The organism is Streptomyces flavotricini (assembly GCF_020639365.1).
GTDB lineage: Bacteria > Actinomycetota > Actinomycetes > Streptomycetales > Streptomycetaceae > Streptomyces > Streptomyces flavotricini.
Genome location: NZ_JAINUL010000001.1, coordinates 5,060,673 through 5,079,518, shown reverse-complemented (window position 1 = coordinate 5,079,518; position 18,846 = coordinate 5,060,673). Strand labels below are relative to the sequence as shown.

19 protein-coding genes are annotated in these 18,846 nt (G+C 72.3%); 6 read left to right on the top strand and 13 right to left on the bottom strand.

Annotation, left to right across the window (positions count from 1 at the left end; all coding sequences use genetic code 11):
* Window positions 1–201 precede the first annotated feature (201 nt).
* From K7B10_RS23130 to K7B10_RS23095, 8 genes are all read right to left on the bottom strand, one after another.
* On the bottom strand, window positions 202–996 hold the full coding sequence (locus K7B10_RS23130) for a bestrophin-like domain (RefSeq protein ID WP_229338699.1): 795 nt from the start codon (window positions 994–996) through the stop codon (window positions 202–204).
* 51 nt (window positions 997–1,047) lie between these two features.
* Window positions 1,048–1,341, bottom strand: a complete 294-nt coding sequence (locus tag K7B10_RS23125; RefSeq protein ID WP_229338697.1) for a hypothetical protein — start codon at window positions 1,339–1,341, stop codon at window positions 1,048–1,050.
* A gap of 133 nt (window positions 1,342–1,474) precedes the next feature.
* Window positions 1,475–3,040, bottom strand: coding sequence for an APC family permease (locus tag K7B10_RS23120; protein ID WP_229338695.1), 1,566 nt, complete (start codon window positions 3,038–3,040; stop codon window positions 1,475–1,477).
* A 233-nt stretch (window positions 3,041–3,273) separates the two neighbouring features.
* The gene (locus tag K7B10_RS23115; RefSeq protein WP_229338693.1) at window positions 3,274–4,746 is read right to left on the bottom strand and encodes an aldehyde dehydrogenase family protein; all 1,473 of its coding nucleotides are present in this window, start codon (window positions 4,744–4,746) and stop codon (window positions 3,274–3,276) included.
* On the bottom strand, window positions 4,743–6,482 hold the full coding sequence (locus K7B10_RS23110) for an N-acyl-D-amino-acid deacylase family protein (RefSeq protein WP_229338691.1): 1,740 nt from the start codon (window positions 6,480–6,482) through the stop codon (window positions 4,743–4,745). The genes K7B10_RS23115 and K7B10_RS23110 overlap by 4 nt, the downstream gene beginning before the upstream one ends.
* A gap of 251 nt (window positions 6,483–6,733) precedes the next feature.
* Window positions 6,734–7,855 (bottom strand): LLM class flavin-dependent oxidoreductase, encoded by a 1,122-nt coding sequence (locus tag K7B10_RS23105; protein WP_229338689.1) that lies wholly within the window; start codon window positions 7,853–7,855, stop codon window positions 6,734–6,736.
* Between the two features lie 117 nt (window positions 7,856–7,972).
* The gene (locus K7B10_RS23100; RefSeq protein WP_229338687.1) at window positions 7,973–8,770 is read right to left on the bottom strand and encodes an SDR family NAD(P)-dependent oxidoreductase; all 798 of its coding nucleotides are present in this window, start codon (window positions 8,768–8,770) and stop codon (window positions 7,973–7,975) included.
* A 58-nt stretch (window positions 8,771–8,828) separates the two neighbouring features.
* Complete coding sequence (locus tag K7B10_RS23095) at window positions 8,829–9,776, bottom strand: LLM class F420-dependent oxidoreductase (protein WP_229338686.1); 948 nt, start codon at window positions 9,774–9,776, stop codon at window positions 8,829–8,831.
* Between the two features lie 188 nt (window positions 9,777–9,964).
* On the opposite strand from K7B10_RS23095, the gene K7B10_RS23090 reads away from it, so the two are divergent.
* The gene (locus tag K7B10_RS23090) at window positions 9,965–10,630 is read left to right on the top strand and encodes a transmembrane-type terpene cyclase (protein ID WP_229338684.1); all 666 of its coding nucleotides are present in this window, start codon (window positions 9,965–9,967) and stop codon (window positions 10,628–10,630) included.
* Window positions 10,631–10,678: 48 nt separating this feature from the next.
* On the opposite strand, the gene K7B10_RS23085 is transcribed toward K7B10_RS23090, so the two are convergent.
* From K7B10_RS23085 to K7B10_RS23075, 3 genes are read right to left on the bottom strand one after another with little or no spacing between them, the layout of a single operon-like run.
* Entirely contained in the window at window positions 10,679–11,668 is a 990-nt protein-coding gene (locus tag K7B10_RS23085; RefSeq protein ID WP_229338682.1) for a L,D-transpeptidase family protein, read from the bottom strand.
* Window positions 11,669–11,693: 25 nt separating this feature from the next.
* Window positions 11,694–12,953, bottom strand: coding sequence for a sensor histidine kinase (locus K7B10_RS23080; protein WP_229338680.1), 1,260 nt, complete (start codon window positions 12,951–12,953; stop codon window positions 11,694–11,696).
* Window positions 12,950–13,627, bottom strand: a complete 678-nt coding sequence (locus K7B10_RS23075) for a response regulator transcription factor (RefSeq protein ID WP_229338678.1) — start codon at window positions 13,625–13,627, stop codon at window positions 12,950–12,952. Before K7B10_RS23075 ends, K7B10_RS23080 begins: the two co-directional genes overlap by 4 nt.
* A 102-nt stretch (window positions 13,628–13,729) precedes the next feature.
* Here K7B10_RS23075 and K7B10_RS23070 point away from each other — a divergent pair, with 102 nt between their 5' ends.
* From K7B10_RS23070 to K7B10_RS23050, 5 genes are all read left to right on the top strand, one after another.
* Window positions 13,730–14,239, top strand: coding sequence for a hypothetical protein (locus tag K7B10_RS23070; protein WP_229338676.1), 510 nt, complete (start codon window positions 13,730–13,732; stop codon window positions 14,237–14,239).
* Window positions 14,236–15,339: a peptidoglycan-binding protein gene (locus tag K7B10_RS23065; RefSeq protein WP_229338674.1), complete on the top strand. Its 1,104-nt coding sequence runs from the start codon at window positions 14,236–14,238 to the stop codon at window positions 15,337–15,339. Before K7B10_RS23070 ends, K7B10_RS23065 begins: the two co-directional genes overlap by 4 nt.
* The gene (locus K7B10_RS23060; protein WP_229338672.1) at window positions 15,336–16,082 is read left to right on the top strand and encodes an ABC transporter ATP-binding protein; all 747 of its coding nucleotides are present in this window, start codon (window positions 15,336–15,338) and stop codon (window positions 16,080–16,082) included. The genes K7B10_RS23065 and K7B10_RS23060 overlap by 4 nt, the downstream gene beginning before the upstream one ends.
* Complete coding sequence (locus tag K7B10_RS23055; RefSeq protein ID WP_229338670.1) at window positions 16,079–17,281, top strand: ABC transporter permease; 1,203 nt, start codon at window positions 16,079–16,081, stop codon at window positions 17,279–17,281. The genes K7B10_RS23060 and K7B10_RS23055 overlap by 4 nt, the downstream gene beginning before the upstream one ends.
* Window positions 17,282–17,682: 401 nt before the next feature.
* The gene (locus tag K7B10_RS23050) at window positions 17,683–18,144 is read left to right on the top strand and encodes an NUDIX hydrolase (RefSeq protein WP_229338668.1); all 462 of its coding nucleotides are present in this window, start codon (window positions 17,683–17,685) and stop codon (window positions 18,142–18,144) included.
* A 1-nt stretch (window position 18,145) separates the two neighbouring features.
* On the opposite strand, the gene K7B10_RS23045 is transcribed toward K7B10_RS23050, so the two are convergent.
* A complete protein-coding gene (locus K7B10_RS23045; RefSeq protein WP_229338666.1) occupies window positions 18,146–18,466 on the bottom strand; it encodes a hypothetical protein in 321 nt (106 codons plus the stop codon).
* 76 nt (window positions 18,467–18,542) lie between these two features.
* Complete coding sequence (locus K7B10_RS23040) at window positions 18,543–18,803, bottom strand: hypothetical protein (RefSeq protein WP_229338664.1); 261 nt, start codon at window positions 18,801–18,803, stop codon at window positions 18,543–18,545.
* Window positions 18,804–18,846: the final 43 nt, after the last annotated feature.

Below are 18,846 nucleotides of genomic sequence, written 5' to 3'. Positions count from 1 at the left end.
AAGCGACGCGACCGAAGGGAGCGCCCTTGACGGACCGACCCGACACGGAAGGACAGTGGACTGACGGGACGCCCCCGAACACCACCCCGACCCCGCCCGCCCGGGACCCCGCACCCCGAAGCCCCGGAACAGCTCGCCCGACCCCGCACCCCGAAGCCCCGCCCCGCCCCGCCCGACCCCGCACCCCGAAGCCCCCGCCCTCTACCCCGCCCGCCAGAACTGGGCCAGTGCCGCCTCCTTGTACGGGGTCGGGGTGACGCTGAGGTCGCCTGCGAAGGGGCGGTCCAGGGCCATCACCAGCAGCAGGCTGAAGCCGATCAGCCCCGCCACCGCCGAGACGAACAGCAGCTGCATCTTCAGGCTGCGCAGGCCGAACAGGAAAGTGAGCGGCAGGATCACGAGCGCGCCTCCGTACACCAGTACCTGGAGCAGCACCGGCAGGGACGTTTCCGCCATCGTGACGCGGGCGCGGCGTTGCGCCGCGACGTCGTTGAGGCGGCCCACGGCCTCCTCGTAGAAGGTCTCGTTGCGGGCGCCGGCGGGCTCGTACGCCTGGAACGCCTGGTACAGCCCGTGCGTCTGCTCGGCGGTCGCTTCGTAGCTGGGGCGGCCGTCCCGCATCATCGGCCACTGGACTTCGACGACGGCGTGCACGTAGTCGCTCACCGCCCGCTCCACGCGGGCGCGTTCGGCCGGCGGGAAGGACTCGGCGCTGCGGACGACGAGGGCGAGGTCGGTGGCCTCGGTCGCGACGACGGTCTGGGTGTTCTCCAGCTGGGTCCAGAGCGTGACGACGACGAAGGCGAGGATGATGCCGTAGATCGCGCCGAACATGCCGAGGGCGACGCCGACCATCTCGTTGTGCTCGCCGCCCGCCAGGTGCGGGAAGCGGCGGCGGGCGGCGAGGCTGCCTCCGACGGCGAGGGCGACGAAGCCGCCGACGAGGAGGACACCCAGGGTGAACGTGCTGAAGGTGTTGAGCAGCCACAGGATCATGGCCTGCTCAACGACCGACTCCTTCTGAGGGCCCGCCGCGACGGGCCGCGGTCAGCGTACCGACGGGGCCTTCGGGAGCCCGTCGATGGCGTTGCCCGCGCCCGCGAGGGAGCTGTCGGTGGCGTGAGTGGCGGAGCCGGCGGCCGAGGCGGTCACGGCCAGGGCCGTCTTCGTGTCGTCCACGGCCTGGCCGGGGTGGTTGGCGATGTCGGTGATGCGCTTGGTGACGGGCTGCCCCTCGATGGTGGGGCCCTTCGTGTCGGCGTGGGCGGCGAGGGGGGTCAGGGCGAGGGCGGCGCCGCTGGTGAGGACCAGGGCCGCGAGGCGGCGCTTCATGACGTTCATGCCGTACCCAACGACCTGCCGCCACCCGGGGTCACCACCGGGCCCCCCTTGGAGTGACCCGGCGTTGGGTCCGCGGCCCGGAGCGGGGGGATCGGTCCGGGCCGCGGGGGGACTTCTCCAGTGTGGGGCGGGGTCAGTCTTCGACCACCAGGGCCGGGGTGGACTTTGTCAGGATCTCCCCGCGGAAGAAGGCCGGGCTGCGGCGCTGCGTGATCAGCATGATCACCAGTCCGAGGGCCAGGAGGCCGACGCCGATGACGAAGACGCTGCCGACGCCGAGGACGGTGGAGCCGGAGCCGTACGACGGATTCCACATGTCGATCAGGGTCTTGAGGAAGACGGCGGCGAGCAGGAGCCCGCCGAGGACCGGGAAGACGCCCTTGAAGAACAGGTCCCGGGCGGAGCGGCGCAGCTCGCCGCGGAAGTACCAGGCGCAGGCGAAGGCCGTCAGCGAGTAGTAGAAGCAGATCATCAGGCCGAGCGCGAAGATCGTGTCGGTCAGGACGTTCTCGCTGACGAGCGTCATCACGGTGTAGAACGCGCCGGTCGCGGCGCCGGCCATGACGGTGGCGCGGCCCGGGGTCTTGAAGCGCGGGTGGACCTTGGCGTACGAGGCCGGCAGGGCCTCGTACGTGGACATGGCCAGGACCGTGCGGGCGACCGGGATGAAGGTGGTCTGCAGCGAGGCGGTCGCCGAGGCGAGGACCGCGACGAAGAGCAGGATGCCGAGCACCGGGCCCATGACCGGGCCGGCGAGGGCGGCGAAGACGTTGCCGGAGGTCTCCGGGTTGCCGAGGCCGAAGCCGACCGTGCCGGAGCCGACGGCCATCTGGGCGGCGATGCCGGTGGCCAGGTACGAGCCGACCAGGACGACCATCGCGATGAGCGAGGCCCGGCCGGGGGTCTTGGCGGAGCCGGTGGTCTCCTCGTTGGTGGCGAGGCACGCGTCCCAGCCCCAGTACATGAAGATCGAGAGGGAGAGTCCGGCGGTGAAGGCGCCCATGGACTCGACCGCGAAGGGGTTCATCCACTGCCAGGAGAAGTCCAGGCCGGTGTCGAAGGTGCCGGCGGAGCCCTTCTGGAAGGCCATCGCGACGAAGATGGCGAGGACCGCGAGCTGGAGTCCGACCAGGGTGTACTGGACGCCCTTGGTGGCGGTCATGCCGCGGTAGCTGATGGCGGTCGCCGCGGCGATCAGGGTGAGGCAGGTGGCGATGTGGACGAGCTTGTCGTCGTCCAGGGCGGCGACGGACGGATTGCCGGTGATCTCACCGGCCAGCAGCCAGAAGTACGAGGTGGCGACGCCGGCCAGGTTGGAGAGCACGATGATCGTGGCGATCACCAGGCCCCAGCCGCACATCCAGCCGATCCGCGGGCCGAAGGCCTTGACGGTCCAGGTGAAGGAGGTGCCGCAGTCCGGTACGGCCTTGTTGAGCTCCCGGTAGGCGAAGGCGACGAGCAGCATCGGCAGGAAGCCGGCCAGGAAGACCGCCGGCATCTGGACGCCGACCTCACCGGCGGTGGAGCCGAGGGTCGAGGTCAGGCAGTAGACGGGGGCGACGGTGGAGATGCCGATGACGGCACTGCCCACCAGGCCCACGGAGCCCTTGCCGAGGCCCTTGCCGCGCACGTCGCCGTCGCCGCCGGCGACGCCGCTCACCGTGTCTCCGACCCGAGGCCGAACGTCCAGCTGTGTCATGAGTCAGGACGTTAGAGGCTGCGTTTTCCATATCCGGAGGGCTTGGGTCCGAGTGGCTACCGGCGGGAACACCTTCGAATCCAGAGCTTGCGGCGGCTCATTAACCCGTAATGAAAGGTTCATGCGTGCGTCCGCCCCCTGCTCAACAGGGAGCGGACAGCTCGTTCCGGAATGCGGAAACCGCAGCAGTATCCCTTTTATGCCGATTTGAACTTTCCCGTGTGACCTGAGTCTCAGGTCGTCCAGACGATCGACTGCATCTCGCTGTACGCGTGGAGCGCGTACGAGCCCACGTCCCGGCCGACACCCGAGCGCTTGAAGCCGCCGAACGGGGCCTCCATGTTCCGGCCGATCGTGTTCACGCCGACCCCGCCCGCGCGCAGCCGCCGCGCCACCCGGAAGGCGCGCGCCGCGTCCCCGGACCACACGTAGCTCAGCAGCCCGAAATCGCTGTCGTTGGCCAGCCGGACCGCCTCTTCCTCGCCTCCCTCGAAGGGGACGACCACGACCACCGGGCCGAAGATCTCCTCCCGGACCACCCGCATGTCGTTCGTGCAGTCCACCAGCAGCGTCGGCGCCACGTAGAAGCCGCGGCCGTCCCCGACCACCGGCCGCTCGCCGCCGTACGCGATCCGCGCACCCTCCTTGCGGCCGAGCTCCACGTACGACTCCACCCGGTCCCGGTGCGCCGCCGAGATCACCGGGCCCACCACCGTGCCCGCCACCGCCGGGTCGCCGACCTTCATGAAGGCCAGGTAGCCGGTCAGCTTCTCCACCAGCCGCTCGTACACCGACCGGTGCACGATCACCCGGGTCGGAGCGGTGCAGATCTGGCCGGAGTAGAAGGAGAAGGTGGTGCCGATCCCCAGCACCGCCGCGTCCAGGTCGGCGTCCTCGAAGACGACCGCCGCGCCCTTGCCGCCGAGCTCCATCAGCTGCCGCTTCATGGAACGGCCGCAGACCTCCGCGATGCGCTGCCCGACGCCCGTGGAGCCGGTGAACGACACCATGTCCACGTACGGGGAGTCCACCGCGGCCTCGCCGACCTCGACCGACGCACCGCAGACCACGTTCACCACGCCGGCCGGGGCGCCCGCCTCGTGCAGGGCCTCGGCCATCTTGAACACCGACAGCGGATCCTGCGGGGCCGGCTTCACCACCACCGTGTTGCCCATGGCCAGGGCCGGGGCCACCTTGCCCGCCGGGTTCGCCCACGGGTTGTTGTACGAGGTGATGCAGGTGACCACGCCGACCGGCTGGCGCACCTCCAGCGCCCCCAGGACGCTCGCCTTCCCCATCGGCCCGGCCTCGGTGACCTGCGGGGGCAGCCCTCGCTCGACCGGCTCCAGCGCGCCCTTCGCGTACCGCCTGAAGCGCGCGACCCCGACCCCGACCTGCATTCCGCGCGCGATCCCGGTCGGCGCGCCGGTCTCGGCCCGGGCGAGGGCCGACCACGGCTCGTACTCGCGCTGCATGATGTCCGCGGCCCGGTCCAGCACGGCCGCCCGCGCCTCGGGGGTCGTACGGGACCAGGTCTCGAAGGCCTCGGCCGCCGCGCGCGCCGCCTCCTCGACCTGGGCGCGCGAGGCCTCGGGCGCGAGCCCGACCACCGACTCGTCCGCCGGGTTGACGACCTCGTAGTGGCCGCCGGCGGGCTCGACCCACTCTCCGCCGATGTACAGCTTCTGCTCCACCGGCTCGCTCAACGGGTGCTCACCGTCCTCGTGTCGCGGCCCGAGCGGAGCACGATCCCGGGGATCGCCCCCGTGACCTGGTCGTCCCGTATGGTCTCGACGCCGTTGACGCGCACGGACACGATGCCGATCGCGCGGGCGTCCAGCCGCGGGCTGTCGCCGGGCAGGTCGTGGACGAGCGTCGCGGGACCGGCCTCGATGCGGTCCGGGTCGAAGAGCACCAGGTCCGCGTGGAACCCCTCGGCGATCCGGCCGCGCTCGCGCAGCCCGAACAGCTGCGCCGGGTCGTCGGTGAGCATCTTCACCGCCTGCTCCAGCGGCACCAGCTTGCGGCCGCGCAGGCAATCCCCGAGGAAGCGGGTCGTGTACGGCGCCCCGCACATGCGGTCCAGGTGCGCGCCTGCGTCGGAGCCGCCCAGCATGACGTCCTCGTGCTGCCAGGTCTCGGCGCGCAGGGCCCAGCTCGCCTGGTCGTTGTCGGTGGGCATGGGCCAGAGCACGGTGCGCAGGTCGTCGTTGGCGCAGATCTCGACCAGGCAGTGGAAGGGGTCCTGGCCGCGTTCGGCGGCGATGTCGTTCACGACGCGGCCGGACAGGCCCTCGTTCTCCTTGCTGTACGTGTCCCCGATGACGTAGCGGCCGAAGTGGGCCAGTCGCCGGAAGACCCCGGCCTCCTTGCTGTCGGCCCGGCGCAGCATCTGCGCCCGTACGCCGGAGTCGCGCAGCTTCGCGATCCGTTCGGGCACGGGCAGGCCGAGGATCTCTCCCCAGCCCGGGATCAGGTTCAGCGCGCAGAAGGTGCCGAGCGACATGTTCATGGGGGTGAGGATCGGCATGGTCAGCGCGACGATGCGGCCGCCGGCCTTGCGTGCGCGCTCGCTCGGTACGAGCTGGCGCGGGACCCGTTCGGGCACGGCCGCGTCGATGGTGAGGACGTTCCAGTTCAGGGGGCGGCCGGCGGCGGCGCTCATCTCGACGAGGAGATCGATCTCCTCGTCGGCGAACTGGTCGAGGCAGCCCGCGACGATCGCCTCCAGCTGGGTGCCCTCGTGTTCGGAGACGGCCTTCGACAGCGCGAGGAGCTCGGCGGGCTTGGCGTGCCGGGAGGCGACGGGTGCGCCGTCGCCGTCGGAGTGGGTGGCGGACTGGGTGGTGGACAGGCCCCAGGCGCCCGCGTTCATCGCGTCGTGGAAGAGGTCGAGCATCTGCTGCATCTGCTCGGGGGTGGGCTGTCCGCCGACCGCGTCGGCGCCCATGACGTGCCGGCGCAGCGCGCAGTGGCCGACCATGAAGCCGGCGTTGACGGCGATCCGGCCCTCCAGGGCGTCGAGGTACTGGCCGAAGCCGGACCAGGTCCAGTCGACGCCTTCCTCCAGTGCCTTGAGGGCCATGCCCTCGACCTTGCTCATCATGCGCCGGGTGTAGTCGGCGTCCTCGGGGCGGTCGGGGTGCAGCGGGGCCAGGGTGAACCCGCAGTTGCCGCCGGCGACGGTGGTGACGCCGTGGTTCATGGAGGGGGTCGCGTACGGGTCCCAGAAGAGCTGGGCGTCGTAGTGCGTGTGGGGGTCGACGAAGCCGGGGCACAGGACGAGCCCGGTGGCGTCCTCGGTGGTCCGGGCCTCCTCCGTGAGCGTGCCCGGCGCGCCGATGACGGCGATCCTCCCGTCGCGCAGGCCGACGTCCGCCGCGCGGGCGGGGGCGCCGGTGCCGTCGACGACGGTGGCCCCCTTGATCAGGTGGTCGAGCATGACGTCCCCTCTGCCGGTGTTCGTATGGCTGGCCGTCTCCCGGGGCCGCGCCCCGTACGGGCCGTGTCCCGGGGCCGCGCCCCGTACGGGCCGTGTCCCGGGCGGGCCGTGTCCCGGGCGGGCCGTGTCCCGGACGCCCGCGTGCCCCGGCCGGGGGCCGCCGGGCCGGCCGCGGCCTCGGCGTGACCTCCGGCCGGGGCCGGTGCGGGGCGGCGGTCCGGGAAGACGCCGCCCCCGTACTCCCCGCCCGGTCAGGCGGCCTGGCGGAAGCGCGTCGTGCGGTGGACCGGATCCGTGTCGATCTTCGGGATCACGTGCTCGCCGATGAGCTTGACGGTGTTCATCGTGTCCTCGTACGAGACCCCGGTCGGCAGGCCGAAGGAGAGCTGGTCCGCGCCCGCCTGCTCCCAGCGCTTGCACTGCGCGAGCACCTCGGACGGGTCCCCGCAGATCAGCAGCTCCTCGGCGATCAGCAGCTCGATGATCTCCGCGTTGTACTCCGGCAGCGTCTCGGGCCACTGCGGGATCGCCTCGGGCCGCGGGAAGGTGTCGTGGTAGCGGAAAACCAGCGACTGGAAGCGGTTCATGTTCGCGTTGACCGCGATCTCCACCGCCTTGTCGTGCGTCTCGGCGCAGATGGCGGTGGAGGTGACCATCACGTTGTCGTTGACGAACGCGCCGATGGCCTTGGCCTCCTGGATGGCCGTCTTGTACTGCTCCAGCACCCACTCCATGTCGGAGACCTTCTGGACGCTGAAGCCGAGGACGCCGAGTCCCTTCTTCGCGGCCATCGCGTACGAGGAGGGGGAGCCGGCCGCGTACCACATGGCCGGGTGGGCCTTGCCGTACGGCTTGGGGAAGATCTTGCGCGGCGGCAGCGACCAGTGCTTGCCCTGGAACCCCTCGTACTCCTCCTGGAGGAACATCTTGGGGAACTCGGCGATGGTCTCTTCCCAGATCTCCTTGGTGTGGTTCATGTCCGTGATGCCGGGCAGGAACCCGAGGATCTCGTGGCTGCCCGCGCCGCGGCCGGTGCCGAACTCGAAGCGGCCCTTGGAGAGGTGGTCGAGCATCGCGACCTTCTCCGCCACCTTGACGGGGTGGTTGACCTGGGCCAGCGGGTTGAAGATGCCGGAGCCGAGGTGGATGCGCTCGGTGGCGTGGGCGAGGTAGGCGAGGAAGACCTCGTTCGCCGAGAGGTGCGAGTACTCCTCCAGGAAGTGGTGCTCGGAGGCCCAGGCGTACTTGAAGCCGGACTTGTCGGCCTGGATGACGTACTCGGTCTCCTCGATCAGCGCCTTGTGCTCTGCCTCGGGGTCGACCTTGGACCGCGCCTCAGGCACGTATCCCTGCACGAAGAGCCCGAATTCCAAGGGGGTTCACCGTCCTTTGATTTCTGACGTGTCGTCAGATTCGATGAGTCGACTGTTCCACCGCGGAAGCGGGAGCGTCAATACCTGACGCTCCATCAGATGCCGGTCGGGCGCGGGTCACATGATGCTGACGCCCGCCATCCAGCCACCGTCGATGACGAACGGCTGGCCGGTGATGTACGAGGAGTCCTCGCTGCTCAGGAACAGGGCCAGCCTGGCGATCTCGTCGGCCCGGCCCACCCGCCCCATCGGCACGACCCGCCCGTAGAGCTCCGCCATGGCGTCCCGGGCCTCGTCGCTCATGTTCGCCGGGTCCAGGAGGCCGGGGTTCGCCATCGGGGTGTCCACCGCGCCCGGGCACATCGCGTTGACCCGGATGCCCTTGGCGGCCAGCTCCAGCGCGGCCACCCGGGTCAGGCCGACGATCGCCGCCTTGGTCGCCGCGTACGCGCCCACGTACGCCATGCCCGTCAGGCCGGTGTACGAGGAGGTGTTGACGATGGTGCCGCCGCCGGCCGCCTCGATCTCGGGGGCGAAGGCCTTGATGCCGAGGAAGGTGCCGACCTGGTTGACCTGGATCAGCTGCTCGAACTCCTCCAGCGGGGTCGAGACCAGCTCGTTGAAACGCAGGATGCCGGCATTGTTGACCAGGCCGTTCACCGGGCCGAAGGCCTCCTTCGCGGTGGCGACGGCGGCGGCCCAGTCCTCCTCCCGGCTCACGTCGAGCCGTACGTACCGGGCGCGGTCCTCGCCGGCCTCCTCGGCTATCTCCTTGGCCACCGCTGCGCCCTGCTCGTCCAGCACGTCACAGAGGAGCACCGAGGCGCCCTCGGCGGCGAACAGCCGGGCCTCCTGCTCGCCCTGGCCGCGCGCCGCGCCCGTGATGACGACGACGCGCCCGTCCAGCTTGCCCATGCCCGCACTCCAAGTCGTCGAGATGTTCGGTCGCCAAGATGTTCGGCCGTCGAGGTGTTCAGTCGTTGAGAAGCGGGCCGACCTCGGCCCCGAACACGGTGATCTGGTCGCTCAGTTCGGCGCGGTCGCGGCTGCGGAAGCGGACCTGGATCTGGTCCACGCCGAGCGCCTTGTACGCGCGCAGGGACTCGGCGAGCGCCTCCGCCTTGCCCGTGAGGGTGCGCCGGCCGGTGTCCCAGCCGGGCTCGCCGACGTACAGCGCCTCGGTGATCGCGCCGAACTCGATGGGGTCACCGACCCCGGCCGCCGCGCGGAGCTCCTTGATCCGGGCGATCTGCGCGGGGAGCTTGTCGCGCGGGTCGCCCTGCGGGAGCCAGCCGTCGCCTCGCACGGCGGCCCGGCGGACGGCGGCGGGCGAGGAGCCGCCGACCCAGACGGGGATGCGGGTCTGGGCGGGTCGGGGCAGCTGGCCGAGGTCCTTGAAGGAGAACAGCTCGCCCTCGAACTCCGGGTATTCCTCGGGGCCGAGGGCCGCGCGCAGCGCGTCCAGGGTCTCGTCGAGGACGGCCCCGCGGCCGGCGAAGTCGGCGCCGAGGGCCTCGAACTCCTCCTGCACGTGGCCCGCGCCGACGCCGAGGATGAGCCGGCCGCCGCAGAGGTGGTCGACGGTGGCGTACTGCTTGGCGCTGAGGAGGGGGTGGCGCAGGCCGAGGATCGCGACGTGGCTGAGCAGCCGTACGCGCTCGGTGATCCCGGCGAGGAAGGCGAGGGTGGCCACCGGGTCGTACCAGACGGTGCTCATGGGACCGGCGAGGCGGCGCGGGATGGCCACGTGGTCGCAGGTGGCGAGATACCCGAAGCCGGCCCGGTCGGCGGCCCGCGCCACCTCGGCGAGGTCGGCGGCGGTCGCCGCGGCCTCCCAGGGTTCGGCGTAGATGGTGCTCTGCGACTGGATCGGGAGCTGCATCCCGTAGACCAGCCGGCCTTCCGCAAACACGCGCGCCATGCCGCCTCCGCTTCGTCTTCCGCCCCGGCCCGCCGACCGGGCCCCGGCCGCCGACCCGCATCCCGCCGGCGCCGTGGGCCATCGTCGTAGCTGACGGACCGTCAGGCAAGGGGTTCGACCCGCCCGACGGGCGGCGCGTACGCGCCCGGGGGGATGTGCGGGCGGGGCTGGTTGGTTAGGGTGCGCGCGTGGATCTGTTTCTGACGCTGGTCAGCGGGGTCGCGTGGACCGTCGTGTACGTCGAGGCGATCCGGGTCGGGCTGCGGGACCGGACGTACGCGATGCCCGTGGCCGCGCTCGCGCTGAACTTCGCGTGGGAGGCGACCTACGCCGTGGGCGAGTTCCGCGCCGGGGTGTCCCCCCAGGGCGTGGTCAACGTGGTGTGGGCCCTCGCCGACGTCGTCATCATCTGGACCTACCTGCGCTACGGCCGCGCCGAGCTGCCCGGCTTCGTGACGCGGCCGCTCTTCGCGGCGTGGAGCGTGCTCGTGTTCGGCAGCGGCTTCGCCGTCCAGTGGCTCTTCCTCGCGCACTTCGGGTCGCACGACGCGACCCGGTACGCGGCGTTCCTGCAGAACCTGCTGATGTCCGGGCTGTTCATCGCCCTCTACGCCGACCGGCGCGGACCGCGCGGGCAGTCCCTCGTCATCGCCGTCGCGAAGTGGCTCGGGACCCTCGCCCCGACGCTGCTCTTCGGGGTCGTCGAGGACTCGCCGTTCATCCTCGGGCTCGGTGTGCTGTGCAGTGTCTTCGACCTGGCGTACATCGGACTGCTGGTGTGGGGGCGGCGGGTCGCCGCCGTGCCGGCCGGCCGCGAACCGGCCGACCCGGAGCCGGCCGGTCTGACGCCCTGATACCGGCCGGCCCGGGCCCGCCCTGATCCGAAAGAGACGGCCGAGCGGTCAGAAGCCCGCCGGGCCCATCACGACGACCGGCTTCGCCGCCGGGTCCAGGGTGGTCAGGAGCTTCTTCATGGCCTCCTTCGAGATGCCGATGCAACCCTGCGAGGGGCCGTTGTGGTCGACGTGGAGCCAGATGCCGCCACCCTTGTCCTCGCCCTCCGGCTTGACCAGGTCCAGCGGGGAGAACCCCGTCCGGCGGTTGTAGTCGATCGCGATGACGTACTCGAAGGCGCCCGCGAGGGACTCGCCGTTCACGCCCCGGCCGGTGGGGACGAAGAGCCGGTTGTGGTCGTACGGGAACTTCGTGCCCGGCGGCTTCTCCAGCAGACCGCCGGCGTCCCTCAGGGTGAACACGCCCACGGGGGTGGTGAGGTCCCCGTCCTCGCGTTCGCCGGAGTTCCAGCCGCTGGCGCCGTTGTGCGCGGGCCAGCTCTCGCTGCTGCGGACCCAGTCGGCGCCGGCCGCCCGCCGGCTGTAGAGGGTCGCCGTGGACTCCGAGGAGTCCGTGGCCTTGCCGGCGACGAGGAGGAGCTGGCGGGCGTCGTCCGGGATCCGCGCCCGGGTCTCCGCGCTGATGTCGGACAGGCCGTCGGCGGAATCGGGGGCCGCGGGCGCTCCGGCCGCTCCGGCCGCTCCCGGGGCTGCGGGCGCGCCCGGGGCGCCCGGCGCGCCCGGCGCGCCGCGGGCCCCGCGGGTGGCGTGGGTGGCGCCGCCTGCCGGGGCGGAGTCGGAAGTGGCGGCGTCTGCGGTGGCGCCCGAGGACGGCCTGCGGGCCGCGTCCCCCGGGCGGTCCCCGGTACGGGCCGAGGCGGTGGTGACGGGGTCGTCGTCCTGGACCGCGTACACCCAGCCGGCCCCGAAAGCCAGCAGGCCCACGGCGGCGGCGACGGCCAGCCGCCGGGGTGAACGGAGGCTGCGGGAGCTGAGGGACGTGAGTGACGTGAGGAACGTACGGGGACTACGGGAGCCGGCTCGGGGGTGCTCGCTCATACCTCCGACGGTACACACGCGATCATCAGGATTCCTGAGGCGACGCCGTCCGGTGCGGCGCAGGTGTGACCGGAAGGCGCACCCGGACCGTCAAACCGCCGCCCGGTCCCCGGTTGGCCCGCACCACCAGCTTCGCGCCGTGCGCCCGCGCGATCGAGGCGACGATCGAGAGCCCGAGCCCGGCGCCCTCCCCCGCGGTGTGCTGCCGCTCGGCGCGCCGCCGGAACGGCTCCAGCAGCCGCGGCACGTCGGCGGGGTCGATCACCGGGCCCGTGTTGGACACCGTCAGCACCCCGTCGGCGGAGGTCTTCACCCTGATCCGCCCGCCCGGCCGGTTGTGCCGTACGGCATTGGCCAGCAGGTTCCGCACCAGGTGCCCCAGCAGGGCCCGGTCGCCGACCACGCTCACCGGCTCGAGGCCGCGTACGACGCTCGGCCCGGCGCCCCCGGCCGAGCCGGCCGCGGCCGCTTCCGTCTCCGCCAGCTCCGCCTCCGTGAGGGCCACGAGGTCCACCGCGGTGGTGGTCTCCAGGCCCTCCTCCGACACCGCGAGCAGCAGCAGCGACTCGACGAGGTGCTCGCTGGACTCGGCGACGCCGATCAGCTTGGACCGGATCCGGGCCACCTTCTCCGGCGGCGGGTCCCCGGCCAGCCCGATCTCGGCGGCCGCCCGCTGCACGGCCAGCGGGGTGCGCAGCTCGTGGGCGGCGTTGGCGGCGAACCGGCGCTGCGCGCCGACCAGGCTCTCCATCCGGTCGAGCATCCCGTCGAAGGTGTCGGCCAGCCGCTTGAGTTCGCCGGGCGGGGCCTTGAGGCCGATCCGCTCGTGCAGGTTCTCCCCCGAAAGGCGGCGGGCCGTCTCGGTGATGACGCCGACGGGCCGCAGCACGCGGCCCGCCATCCACCAGGCCAGCCAGATCGACGGTACGGCGAACACGGCGAGGGCGATGAGCGAGACGACCAGCAGCTCGTGGAGGGTGGCGCTCTCCACGGCGATGGAGAGGTTGCGGGTGGCGGCCCACGTCTGGAGCTGCTCCCGGGTGGGCGTGGCGGCGCCGGGCGGGAGCCGCTGGGCGGGGACCGCCATGAGGGGCTGGCCCTCCACGGCGGCGCGTTCGAAGGCGGTGCCGGGGACGGCGGTGGTGACGGCCCCGCTGATGCGGGTGTAGAGGCCGCCGCGCAGCAGGATGTTGATCAGGGCGATCAGTCCGCCGCCGGCCAGGACGAGCAGGGAGCCGTAGAGCGCGGTGAGACGGGCGCGCTCGGAATGGAGCACTGCTCTCATCGCGGATCGGTGATCGGACCGGTGATCCGGTAGCCGGCCCCCGGCACCGTCTCGATCAGCTGCGGCTCTCCCAGCTTGGCCCGCAGCTTGCTGAGGGTCACCCGTACGGCATTGGTGCTGTACGAGGTGTCCTCCTCCCACACCTGCTCGATCAGGTCGTCGTTGCCGAGCACCGCGCCCTCCGCCCGCAGCAGTGCCTCCAGCACCGCGAACTCCTTGCGCGACAGCGCCAGCCGGTGCCCGTCGCGGCTCGCGCTCCGCCGCGCGGTGTCCACGGCGATCCCGCACCGCTCCAGCACCGGCGGCAGGGCGGGCCGGGTGCGCCGGCCCAGCGCCAGGACGCGGGCGAGGAGCTCGTCGTACGCGAAGGGCTTGGTGAGGTAGTCGTCGGCGCCGAGGCCGAGTCCCTCGACCCGCTCCCGTACGGTCCCGGAGGCGGTCAGCATCAGGACGCGGGTCAGCAGCCGCTCGCGCACCACCTGGCGGCAGACCTCGTCCCCGTGCAGCCCGGGCAGGTCGCGGTCGAGGACGAGGACGTCGTACTCGCCCAGGCGCAGGCGCCGCAGGGCCTCCAGGCCGTCGCCCGCCTCGTCGACGGCCAGCGCGTCGCGGCGCAGCCCGTCGGCGATCATCTCCCGCAGGAATTCCTCGTCCTCCACCACCAGAACTCGCATGCCGCCCTCTTTACCGGAATCTCGTATTTCCTCGTCGTAAGCAAGATCGGAGAGAGAAGCGAAACCCGCCCCGGGGGCAGGGTCTGGCGCATGAATCGATCCATGACCATGACCACGGCCGCGGCGCTCACCGGCCTGACCCTCTTCGTCACCGCGTGCACGGGCGGTGTCGGTTCGGATGCCAAGGACGGCAAGGACGGCAAGAGCGGGAAGGACGGCGCGTCCACGAACGCGTCGAGCGGCGGCGGCGCGGCCAGTGGCGCCGACGCCGACAAGGCGCTCAAGACGCGCAAGTGCCTGCGCGAGCACGGCATAGACGCGCCCGACCCGGAGCCCGGCCAGGACCCGCGCGGGATGACGCTGGGCTCGGGCAGCGAGGACCCGGAGGCGGTGAAGAAGGCCTTCGACGCCTGCGGGCTGCAGGCCCCCGGGTCGGGCCAGATCTCGCAGGCGGACAAGGACAAGGCCCTGAAGTGGGCCAAGTGCATGCGGGACAACGGCGTGAACATCCCCGACCCCGAGTTCAACGGGGGCGCGATGAGCGCGACCAAGATCCCCGAGGGCCAGGAGCAGGCCTTCCAGGACGCGCAGAAGAAGTGCGACGCCGCGTGAGGCGGCGCGGCAAGTGGCTGCTGGGCTCGCTGGCCGTCGTACTCGCCGTCTCGGGCGGCGGGTACGCGGTGACGGCCGCCCAGCCCCGGTCGGACTCCGACGGTGCGAAGGGCCGGCGCGCGGACGGGATGCCGCGGGCGACGGCCCCGGTCACGCGCGGGGACCTCAGCTCGGGCCTCACGGTCGAGGGCACGCTCGGCTACGCGCAGGAGCGCAAGCTGGCCGCGGGCGGCCCCGGGGTGCTCACCTGGGCCGCGGGCGCGGGCACGGCGATCGAGCGGGACGGAAAGCTGTACGAGGTCAACGGCAAGCCGGTGCGGCTCATGTACGGGAGCACGCCCGTGTACCGGCAGATGAAGACCGGGGACAAGGGCGAGGACGTCAAGCAGCTCAAGCGGAACCTCCAGGCCCTCGGGTACGGGACCGGACTCGACCCGGAGGACGGCACCTTCACCGCGGGCACGGCGACGGCGGTCAAGCGCTGGCAGAAGGCGCACAAGGCGGCGGAGACGGGCGAGGTCGGCAAGGAGGACATCGCGTTCGCGGCCGGGCCGCAGCGGGTGCAGAAGAACGACACGGCGGTCGGCGACGAGCCGGCGCCGGGCAAGCCGGTGATGACCCTGACCGGGACCGAGCGGATGGTCCGCTTCCAGCTGGACGTGGCCAAGGCGGGCGCGGCGAAGACGGGCGACCAGGTGACCGTGCGACTGCCGGGCGGCGGCACGGCCACCGGGAAGATCGACTCGGTGGGCAGCACGGCGAACCCGGACGACCCGAACGGCGGCGGCCCCGGCGGCGGGGGCGGCGGCGGGAAGCCGAAGGTCGAGGTGAGCGTGTCCCTGGACAACGCCTCCGAGCTCAAGGGCCCCGACCAGTCCCCGGTGTCGGTCCGGCTCACCGGCGAGACCCGCAAGGGCGTGCTCTCCGTACCGGTCAACGCGCTCCTCGCGCTGTCGGGCGGGGGCTTCGGCGTCCAGGTGGTCGAGGGCGGAGCGGTCCGCGACGTACCCGTGGAGCTCGGCATGTTCGGCCAGGGCCGCGTCGAGGTCAAGGGGGACGCCCTCAAGGAGGGCATGCAGGTGGGGATCCCCGGGCAATGACGACGACGACAGCGATTACGGCAGAGAACAGGCACGCGCGCGCCGTCGTGGAGCTCGCGGGCGTCACCAAGGAGTACCCCGGCGGGGTGCAGGCCCTGCGCGGGGTGGACCTCACCGTCCTGGGCGGTGAACTCCTCGCCATCGTCGGCCCGTCCGGCTCCGGGAAGTCCACCCTCCTGCACATCGTCGGCACCCTCGACCGGCCGAGCGCCGGCGCGGTCGCCATCGCCGGGCACGACATCGCGACCCTGTCCGACCGCGCCCTGTCGGCGCTGCGCTCGCGCCATGTCGGTTTCGTCTTCCAGTCCTTCCACCTCGTACCGGGCATCAGCGCGCGGGCGAACGTGGCCGAGGGGCTGCTGTACTCCGGCCTCTCGCGGGCCGAGCGCGGCCGGCGGGCGGAGCGGGCGCTGGAGCGGGTGGGCCTCGGGGACCGGATGGAGCACCGGCCGCACGAGCTGTCGGGCGGGCAGAAGCAGCGCGTGGCGATCGCGCGGGCGGTGGCGGGGGAACCGGACCTGCTGCTGGCCGACGAGCCGACGGGCGCGCTGGACTCGGCGTCGGGGCGGTCGGTGATGGAGCTGCTGCACGAGCTGAACGCGGACGGGGCCACCATCGCCGTGATCACCCACGACCACGAGATCGCGGCGAGCCTGCCTCGGCAGGTGCGCATCCGGGACGGGGAGATCGTGGCGGACGTGTGGAACGACGTACGGAGCACGGCGGGGGTGGCGCAGCGGTGAGGGCCTCGCGAAGGCTGACCCCGGCCCGGCTCGGCCCCCGTGACGTCCTGCACGTCGGCTCGGCGGGGCTGCGCTCGCGCCCGATGCGGGTGTTCCTGTCCGCGCTCGGCATCGCGATCGGCATCGCGACGATGATCGCGGTCGTCGGGGTGTCCTCGTCCAGCCAGGCCAAACTGCTGCGGGAGCTCGACGAGCTGGGGACGAACATGCTGGTGGCGACGGAGGGCCAGTCGATGTTCTCGGGGCAGGACACCAAGCTGCCGAAGGAGGCCCCGGGCATGATCTCGCGTATCGAGGGGGTCGAGTCGGTGGGTACGACGGGTGACGTCGCGCAGTCCGTACGGCGCTCGGAGAACATCCCCAAGGAGGAGACGGGCGGCATCGGGCTGAAGGCGGCGAAGGACGACCTGCTGGAGGTCCTGCGCGCGCGGATGCAGAAGGGCACCTGGCTGAACGGAGCCACCGGACGTTATCCGTCGGTGGTGCTCGGGAACGTCTCCGCGGAGCGGCTGGGCATCACGGAGCCGGGGCAGCAGGTGTTCATCGGCGGCCGGTACTTCACGGTCATCGGCATCCTGGACCCGGTCCCGCTGGCCCCGGAGATCGAGCGCTCGGCGCTGATCGGCTGGGAGGCGGCGGAGCAGCTGCTCGGCTTCGACGGCCACCCGACGGCGATCTACGAGCGCTCCGCGGACGACCGCGTCGCAGCGGTCCGCGGCCTGATCGCCCCGACGGCCAATCCGCAGTCGCCGAGCACGGTGTCGGTGACGGACCCGTCGGCGGCGCTGCAGGCGAAGGCGGCGACGGAGGGCGCGTTCAGCACGCTCCTGCTCGGCCTGGGCGGGATCGCCCTGCTGGTGGGCGGGGTCGGGGTGGCGAACACCATGATCATCTCGGTCCTGGAGCGCAGGCACGAGATCGGCCTGCGCCGTTCGCTGGGCGCGACCAAGGGCCAGGTCCGCATCCAGTTCGTGACGGAGTCCCTGCTCCTGTCGGGCCTCGGCGGCCTGGCCGGCATCGCCCTCGGCGCGGCGGCCACGGCGGCCTACGCCCACGCGGGCGACCTCCCCTGGGTGGTCCCCCTCTGGGCGGTGACGGGCGGCTTCGCCTCGACCCTGGCGATAGGCACCCTGGCCGGCCTCTACCCGGCGGTCCGCGCGGCGCGCCTGTCGCCGACGCTGGCACTGCAGGCGGGGTAGGGGGCGGGGTCTCGGGGTCGGGCGGGGGGGCGGGGCGGGGCGGGGCGGGACTTGTCGGTGCGGGGTCGGGCGGGGTAACCTCCCGGCCATTCCTTCGGGGGCTTCCCGGCAGTCTTATGGCATTCCGGGGCGGGGCGGTCGGTCAAGGGTGGAGCGCAGCGACATCGCGAAGCGACGCGACCGAAGGGAGCGCCCTTGACGGACCGACCCGACACGGAAGGACAGTGGACTGACGGGACGCCCCCGGACACACCACCGACCCCGAGCCCATGAGTCCCGCCCCCGAAGCCCCCGCCCCGGCCCGCCCGACCCCGCACCGACAAGTCCCGCCGCCGAGGCCCCCCACCCCCCTGTCGCCGAGCACCACCCCCGAAGCGGCCACCCCGTCGTACGCTGATCTGATGAGAACTCCTCGGCAGGCAGCGCGGATTGTCGTCCTCTCCCCCAGCGGATCGGTGTTCCTCTTCCGGGAGAACAACATCGAAGTCGGCATCCACTGGCTGCCGCCCGGCGGCGGCATCGATCCCGGGGAGACCCCCGAGGAGTGCGTGCGGCGCGAGCTGCGCGAGGAGACCGGGTGGACCGATCTCGAGCCGCAGCGGCTGCTCTGCACCTGGGAGCACGACTTCACCCACCAGGGCATCCCTGTCCGCCAGCACGAGCACATCTACGTCACCACCGGCCCGCGCCGCGATCCCGTACCCGAGTCCCCCGACGCGCACTGGCGCTGGCTGTCGCAGCCGGCCCTGGCCTCGCTCGGGGAGCCCCTGTGGCCGCCGCGGCTCGCGGAGCTGCTGGCCGACACCCCGGCCGGGCCCGTCCACCTCGGCCTGGTGGAGAACCAGGGCCGTACGGTGACGTGAGTCATCGGGCGCCGGCGATCCATCGCCGGACGGCCGCGTTGGTGGTGCCGTCCAGGGCGGAGACGGCTTCGATGGCGTGGAGGTCTCCGGCGACCGGCGGGATGCCGGCCGCGGTCAGCGCGGCGTGCAACTCGAGGCGCCGGTGGTGTGCTGCGCTGGTTCGGCTGCGAGGCCGCTCTTCCGGGTCCGGGATCGGCACGGGGCTCGCGAGGCGGGCGTCCCCCGTGCCCTCCGTGTCCTCGAAGTCCCGTACGCCGGGGAAGCGGTAGGGGTCGAGCGCCTCCCGCGGTTTCGGCACGCGCGGGGAATCGCGCCACTTCATGCAAGGACCTCCTGGAGTCAGCCTGCCGGTGGGGACGTCGCGGCGGATCCGTGCCGGGGCCGCGGGGGAAGGGTGTTCACATCCCCTGCTCCTGCAGGGCGTGGGCGCCCGCGGCGATCACCTCGGCGAGCTGGTTGGCGACGGCGACGCTGCATCCGCCGAGCCGGACGAACCCGCGGGCGCCCACGGGCCCGTCGTTGGCCAGCGAGGGGAGCACCATTCCCGCCAGCGCGAGGGCTGCCTGGAGATTGGTGGCGGCGTCCAGGCCTGCCTGGTAGGCGTCGTCCTGAAGCCGCTTGTACCGGATCCGTTCAGCGTATGAGGGCTCGTACGCCATGGTTGATGTCCTCTCTCAGTGGGTGGTGCGGGAGTGCGCAGGG